Annotated in this window: 2 protein-coding genes and 1 pseudogene; all 3 read left to right on the top strand. The window is 63.9% G+C overall.

Annotated elements, in window-relative coordinates; translation table 11 throughout:
- Positions 1-71 precede the first annotated feature (71 nt).
- Positions 72-5861 (top strand): annotated as a pseudogene (locus E1P53_RS07790) (amino acid adenylation domain-containing protein); the annotation flags it as partial.
- Between the two features lie 22 nt (positions 5862-5883).
- A complete protein-coding gene (locus E1P53_RS07785; protein WP_131733936.1) occupies positions 5884-6117 on the top strand; it encodes an MbtH family protein in 234 nt (77 codons plus the stop codon).
- A gap of 224 nt (positions 6118-6341) precedes the next feature.
- Positions 6342-7199 (top strand): glycosyltransferase family 2 protein, encoded by an 858-nt coding sequence (locus E1P53_RS07780; RefSeq protein ID WP_131733935.1) that lies wholly within the window; start codon positions 6342-6344, stop codon positions 7197-7199.
- Positions 7200-7280 lie beyond the last annotated feature (81 nt).

Genomic DNA, 7280 nt, shown 5'->3' with positions numbered 1-7280 from the left:
GGAGTAACGGAAACAACGAGGAGAGTCGACAGAACGTGTCCGAGCTGATCAGGACGTCCACCTCGACACGAACTGCGTCGAATGCGGCACTGGTGTGCGGCGATCGACGCGTGTCGTACGAGGAGTTTGCGGCGAGGGTAGCCGACTTGGCGCGAGGGCTGATCGCGGCTGGCGTCGGTCCGGAGGTCCCGGTCGGCGTCGAGATCGAACGTTCCGTCGAATTGCTCGTGGCCGTGCACGCCGTCATGGCGGCCGGCGGTCATTATGTACCCCTCGATCTGAGCCTGCCCGAAGACCGCGTGCGGTACATGGTGGCGACTTCGGGGGCGCAGCTGATCCTCGTGGCCGGTGACGCCGGTGCAGCGCAAGCCCGGTATGAAGGACTCGCCCCGGTCCGAACGGTGGACTGCAGCGGTCCGGTGCCAGACGCGGCAGCGGTCACCGATGCGGACCGACTCGGTCCGATCCTCGGAGAGACCGCCGCGTACACGATATTCACCTCGGGGTCGACGGGCCGTCCCAAGGGAGTCACGGTCTCCCACCGCGCGGTCGCCAATCGGCTTGCCTGGATGCGTGACTGGTACGACCTGACCGCCGACGACGTGTTCGTCCAGAAAACCCCGACCACCTTCGATGTGTCGGTGTGGGAGTTGTTCCTGCCGGCGACGATCGGGGCCACTCTGGTGATCGCGGCGCCGGGTCGGCACGGGGATCCCGTATACATCGCCGAGCTGATCGCGGCGGAGTCCGTCACCGTCGTACACTTCGTGCCGTCGATGCTGGCCGCGTTCACCGATGTCCTGGGTGCGCAGGTTTCTGGGCTGTCCTGTCTGCGTTTGATGTTCACCTCCGGTGAGGCACTCACCGCGGCGGTCGCCAGGCCGGTGCTTGAGATGCTGCCGACGATCGAGGTCCACAATCTGTACGGGCCGACGGAGGCCGCGGTCGACGTGACCGCGCAGCGGGTGATCGCTGGTGACCGCGAGGTCCCCATCGGTATTCCTGTGCCGGGAACCCAGACGTATGTCCTTGACGCTGCTCTGAACCCGGTGCCGGCGGGAGTGCCTGGTGAGCTGTATCTCGGAGGAGTTCAGGTTGCCCGCGCGTACGCGGCGCGGCCGGACCTTACTGCGGAGCGGTTCGTCGCCGATCCGTTCGGTGACCCGGGTGCGCGGTTGTACCGGACCGGCGATCTCGTTCGCTGGAACCGTGACGGATCCATCGAATACCTCGGTCGCACCGACTTCCAGGTGAAGTTGCGTGGTCAGCGGCTCGAGCTCGGTGAGGTGGAGTCTGCCATCGCGAGCGCACCCGGCGTCGTTCACGCTGCGGCATCGGTCGTCGAGGGTCCGGGCGGACAGCTCCTCGTGGGTTACGTGGCCCCGGACGATGTGGATCTCGATGCTGTCGCCGCACACGTGGCCGAGCGTCTGCCGGAGTACATGCGTCCGTCGGTGTGGGTGGTGTTGGAGGAGATGCCGCTCAATAGTGCGGGCAAGGTGGATCGGCGGTCGTTGCCGGATCCCGAGCTCGGTGTGGCCGAGTTTGTGGCGCCTGGGTCTGAGGCCGAAGAGGTTGTGGCTGGGGTGTTTGCTGATCTGTTGGGTGTTGAGCGGGTCAGTGTGGTCGAGTCGTTTTTTGATTTGGGTGGTAATTCGCTGGCGGCGATGCGCCTGGTGGCGCGGGTGTCGGATGCGCTCGGGGTGCAGGTGTCGGTGCGTGATGTGTTTGATGCGCCGTCGGTTCGTGAGTTGGTGGTGGCTGTTTCGGGTCGTCGGCCGGCGTTGCCGCCGGTGAGGGCGGTGGTGCCGCGTCCGGGGCGGGTTCCGTTGTCGTTTGCGCAGCAGCGGATGTGGTTTATCAATCGGTTGGAGCCGGGAAGCGGGATGTACAACATTCCGTTGGTGTTGCGGGTTGTTGGTGACCTGGATGTTGATGCGTTGCGTGCTGCGGTGGTGGATGTTGTTGTGCGGCATGAGGTGTTGCGGACGACGTTCCCGGATGTGGATGGTGTGCCGTTCCAGTTGGTGCATCCGGTTGGTGAGGTTGCCGAGCGTTTGGATTGGGTGGTTGTTGACTCGATCAAGGGGATCGAGGGTGCGGTTGCTGCTGGGTTTGTGTTGCAGGAGCAGTGGCCGGTGCGTGTGCGGGTGTGGGGGTCTGCGCCGGGTGAGTATGTGGTTGCGGTGGTGATGCACCATATTGCGGCTGATGGTGAGTCGTTGGGGCCGTTGGTGTCTGATCTGGTGGCGGGGTATGTGGCTCGGTCGTCGGGTGAGGCGCCTGGGTTTGCGCCGTTGTCGGTGCAGTTTGCTGATTTTGCTATTTGGCAGCATGAGGTGTTGGGGTCGCCGGATGATCCGTCGTCGGTGATTGGTGGGCAGCTTGCGTATTGGCGTGAGCAGTTGGCTGGGTTGCCGGATGTGTTGGAGTTGCCGGCGGATCGGCCGCGTCCGCAGGTGGCCTCGGGTCGTGGTGGGCAGGCGCGTTTCGAGATTCCTGTTGGTGTTGCCGAGGGGATCTCGCGGTTGGCTGCTGCGCGTGGTGTGACGCCGTTCATGGTGGTGCATGCGGCGTTGGCGGTGGTGTTGGCGCGGTTGTCGGGTAGTGATGATGTGGCGATCGGTTCGCCGTTTGCGGGTCGTGGTCAGCCGGCTTTGGAGCCGCTGGTGGGTATGTTCGTCAACACGTTGGTGCTGCGGTCTCGGGTGCGGGGGTCGGAGTCGTTTGCCGGGTTGTTGGCGGATGTGCGTGATACGGATCTGGCGGCGTTTGCTCATTCGGATGTGCCGTTCGAGGCTGTTGTGGAGGCGGTGGATCCGGTTCGGTCGGAGGCGTTTGCCCCATTGACCCAGGTGTGGCTGAGCGTTGAGGGGGCCAGGGCGGCGGAGTCTGTGGAACTCCCTGGTGGGCTTGAGCTTTCGCCTTTTGATGGGGCTCCGGCCCTTGCGAAGGTCGATCTCGTCTTCGGTGTTTACACGGCGGAGTCGGGTAGCCCGTGGTCCGGTGCGGTGACGTATGCGGCCGATCTGTTCGATGAGTCGACGGTTGTCGGGTTCGCCGATCGCTTGGTGCGGGTGTTGTCTGCGGTGGTGTCCGAGCCCGAGACCGTGGTCGGTGACATCGATCTCCTCGATGCTGTTGAACACGCAGCGATCGTGAGCTGGTCCCGCGCGGAGGCCTCGCGCGAACCGGGGTTCGTGACCGGCACCCTTGCCGATCTCGTGGAGAATGTCGAGCCCTCATTCCTGCACGCCATCGCAGTTGTCGACGGTGAGCGGACCATTGACTACGGCGAGCTGACCGATCGCACGAATGTGCTTGCGCGGGAGTTGATTCGGCTGGGTGTGGGGCCTGAGGTGGCGGTGGCCATCTCGGTGCCGCGGTCGTTGGAGATGGTGATCGCGGCGCACGCGGTGGTCGCTGCGGGTGGTCATTTCGTGCCGATCGGGGTGGATGCGCCTGCCGAGCGGGTTCGTTTCATTCTCGAGTCGACCGGTGCTGATGTGTTGGTGGTGTCGGCGCATGCGCGTGAGGCTGCCGATCGTGTCGATGCGGGCGTGGTGCGGGTTGTCGAGGTGGATGCGTCGGCGCCGATTGTCGGGGACACCTCGACCATCACCGATTCCGACCGTGTGGCGTCTTTGCATCCGGATCACGCGATGTACACGATCTTCACCTCGGGTTCGACGGGCAAGCCGAAGGGCGTGACGGTTCCGCACCGAGCAGCGATGGCCATGCTGCGGGCGGATCAGGAACACTACGGGTTCACCTCGCCGGAGGACGTGATCCTGGCGGTGCTCGATTTCACGTTCGACCCGTCGGTGCTGGACCTGTTCCGCCCCGTGCTGAGTCAGGGCAAGGTGGTCCTGGTCGAGCAGGGGGAGCAGCGCGACCCGTGGGCGCTGCGGGATCATGTGGTCCGTCATCGGGTGACCTCCGTGATGATGGTGCCGTCGATGCTGTCGTTGATGCTCAGCGAGTTGTCGGAGGACGACCTGCGGGCGATGAGCACTCTGCGCACCATTCAAGTCGGCGGTGAGGCGTTGCCGCCGGCGCTTGCCGAGGCGGTGCACCGGGTGTGGCCGCAGGCCACGTTGCACAACCAGTACGGGCCGACGGAGACGGTTGTCTACTCGACGATCGCCGAGGTCGGTGCGGGGTCGTCGACTGTCCCGATCGGTGTTCCGACCCCGAATGCGACCGCCTATGTCCTGGACTCCCGGTTGAATCCGGTGCCGGTGGGTGTGGCTGGTGAGTTGTATCTGGGTGGCGAGCAGATGGCGCGTGGGTACATCGGTCGTCCGGGTCTGACCGCCGAGAGGTTTGTTGCTGATCCGAACGGTCCTGCGGGGTCGCGGATGTATCGGACCGGTGATGTGGTGCGGTGGTTGCCCGATGGGCAGATCGAGTATCTGGGGCGCGTGGACTTCCAGGTGAAGTTGCGTGGTCAGCGGATCGAGCTAGGGGAGATCGAGGCCGTCATCGCTTCGGCTCCGGGGGTTCGTGAAGTGGTTGTCACCGTTGTCGATGCGCCGTCGGGTTCGCAGAATCTGGTTGCCTATGTGACCGGCGATGACAGTGTGAGCGAGGCTGTTCTGCGAGAGCACGCTGCTGGGCGTCTGTTGCCGTTCATGCGGCCTTCGGTGTGGGTTGTGCTTGACGACATGCCGGTCAACGCCGCAGGCAAGGTCGACCGTGACCGGTTACCCGCGCCCGTTCTGGTCGTCGCCGAGTACGTCGCTCCGGAGACCGAAAACGAGCGTGTCATCGCGGATGTCTACGCCGAAGTCCTGGGGCTCGACAAGGTGTCGGTAACCGAGTCGTTCTTCGACCTGGGCGGCAACTCGCTGTCAGCGACGCAGGTGGTTTCCAGGCTCCGCCGGCGTGGGGTGCCGTGTGAGCTCAGGTGGTTGTTCAGCGAACCCACCGTGCGCGAGCTGGCCCGGCGAGTCGAGGGCGGCGGAGGTGTGCAGAATGACGTCCTGATCACGCTCCGCGCCGACGGTGCGCGTCCGCCGCTGTTCTGCGTCCACCCGGCCGGAGGCCTGGCCTGGTTCTACGGTGGCTTCGCGCAGCACATCGAGGATCGTCCCATCTTTGGGCTCCAGGACCCGCATGTCGTCAACGCCGAGCCCAGTGCCAACTCGATCGACGATCTCGCCGCGCGTTATGTGGAAGAGATCCGTCGGGTCCAGCCGGATGGTCCGTACCACATTCTTGGCTGGTCCATCGGCGGGATCATCGCCCACGCGATGGCAACACGCCTCCAGGCCGTCGGTGAAGAGGTGGCCTATCTCGGTGTTATGGATGTTCCTCTTGTCTCGGAAGGTGGCGACCCGTCCGTCGCGGCCGACGCCGGGACGGGCAGCGCGGCAGTGGATGCCGATCGTGCGGCCGACATCCTCGGCGGCTGGCGCGATCTATTCGATCTCGATGCGACGGTCACCGCCCAGACTGCAGAAGAGGTCGCGGACATCGTCCGCACGCAGATCGCCGGGATGGGCCTGCTTGCCGAGGATATGGTCGATCGGGTGATGAACAGTTTTGACGCCGCGCCGGACCTGGCGACGCGGTACCGTCCGGAGTTGTTCCACGGAAGCGTCCAGGTCTTCACCGCGACCAGCGACAAAGAGAACCCGGAGTCGATCGCGGAGAGTTGGCGAGTCCACGTCTCCGGAGAAGTGAACAATGTCGATGTGGCAACCCATCATCTCGGTATGGCCGATGCCGCATCATTGGCGGTGATCGGTCCGTGCATCGAGCGAGCGCTCTCGGAAGTGGCGGACTTCGATGCGCAAGACTCCACAGAGCCTCATGACCGAGAGTCCAGCAGTGGTGAACGGTATGAGACATTATGAGACATAGAGAACAGGAGACACGATGACCAACCCTTTTGACGACGAGAACGGCCGCTTCTATGTCCTCGTCAACGACGAGAACCAGCACTCGTTGTGGCCCACTTTTGCCGATATTCCGGCCGGATGGACAAAGGTCTTTGGTGAGGACAGCCGCGAGGCCTGCCTCAAGTACGTCGAGGAGAACTGGACCGACCTGCGGCCGAAGAGCCTCATCGAAGCAATGGAGGCCGATGCTGCCGACAAGAGCGGGAGCTGAGCGTCCGGCGTCGTCAGACCTCGGTCACGTCGCTGCCTGCCCGTTCGTCTGATCGGGCAGGCACAAGTCGGTGAGGCCAGGAGCTGTTGTCAGTTTCGGGTGGTCTGTATCAACGGGGCGACACGGCTGATCCATACTGCGTACTGGTGATCCCAAATTGCGTGTGGGCGGCAGGCGACGTCGCTATGAGTGTGTGAGACAACCATCGTCATCGAGGAGGCGCTGTGCGACTCAGCCTGGTAGTCCCGGTGTACAACGAGGTCGACACCATAACGGCATGCCTCGAACACATTGCTCGGCAGGTCCGCCCGTTCGATGAAGTGATCATCGTGGACAACAATTGCACTGATGGCACGATGGACGTGGTGCGGACATTTGCCGGCAGAATCCCGCTCCGGACTCTCGTGGAGCCCGTACCAGGTGTGGCGGCCGCCCGGCGTACCGGATTCAATGCCGCCGTGGGTGACATAATCGGACGTATCGATGCGGACACCCGGCTCGACCCGCAGTGGGCTGGCCGTGTCGTCCGGTTTTTCGAGAGCGAGCCAGATACCGACGCGGTGTACGGGGGCATATACTTCTATGACACTCCGCTGGACAACGCATTGCGAAAGCTGGTTCGCAAGGAGGCGGGGCGGGCTCTGAGATCGGGCAGCGTTGCCGGCGATACGCTCCAAGGGTCGAACATGGCGATCCGACGCGAGATGTGGCGCAGTGCAGAGCCGCTCCTCATTGATCAGCCCGGAACCCACGAGGATCTCGACCTGTATTGCGCTGTCGTCAAATCCGGTGGCGTCGTGCGAAGGTACGCGGCCTTAACCGTTGCTCAGTCCGCTCGTCGGCTGGCCGAGCCGGTCCGTGCCAACATCGCGTATGCACGTGCGGCAATCCGTACTCATGAACTGCATGGTGATGAGCCCGGAGCAAGACGGTTGCGGCGGGCATTTCCGATGAACGTCGTGCTTCTCGGAATCTCGCGCATGCTGTTGGTGCCATTTGATCCCGAAACCCGTCAGTGGCGTCCGTTCCGTGACCGTCGGCAGGGTCGCATCTCGCCGATGGAAGGATCCAGGTCGGGCTGAGGACCGCCTTTTCACTCCGAGGCGGAGCCATGCCCTTGGGACGATGTATTCGCATGGTTCACGCAGTGGCGTACACATGAT

This window comes from Gordonia paraffinivorans, assembly GCF_900683595.1.
GTDB classification, from domain to species: domain Bacteria; phylum Actinomycetota; class Actinomycetes; order Mycobacteriales; family Mycobacteriaceae; genus Gordonia; species Gordonia paraffinivorans.
This window is presented reverse-complemented; position numbering and strand designations above follow the sequence as displayed.